Origin of the sequence: Clostridium pacaense, assembly GCF_020709765.2 — a bacterium.
Lineage (GTDB): Bacteria > Bacillota > Clostridia > Lachnospirales > Lachnospiraceae > Enterocloster > Enterocloster hominis.
Genome location: NZ_JAJFEB020000115.1, coordinates 1 through 274 on the forward strand (window position 1 = coordinate 1; position 274 = coordinate 274).

The 274-nt window shown below is 57.3% G+C and carries 1 pseudogene; it reads right to left on the reverse strand.

From position 1 onward, the window contains the following. A pseudogene (locus LK536_RS58725) lies at window positions 1-274 on the reverse strand (L-seryl-tRNA(Sec) selenium transferase); the annotation flags it as partial.

The following is a 274-nucleotide window of genomic DNA, read 5'->3' on the forward strand; positions in this document are numbered from 1 at the left end:
ACATCGGGAATCCGGAAGGAGCCGCCCACTTCCACCAGTTCGCCTCTAGAGACAACCACTTCCTTCCCCCTGGCCAGGGCTGCCAGGACCAGCATGTTGGCTGCCGCGTTATTGTTCACAGCCATGGCTGCCTCGGCCCCTGTCACTTTCTTTACAATATCCTCCACAATCAGTTGGCGGCTTCCCCTTGTCCCTGACTTCAGTTCGTATTCCAGGGTGCAGTATGCATCCATCACATCCATCACTGCCTTGGATGCCTCCCTGCTGAGCCTGG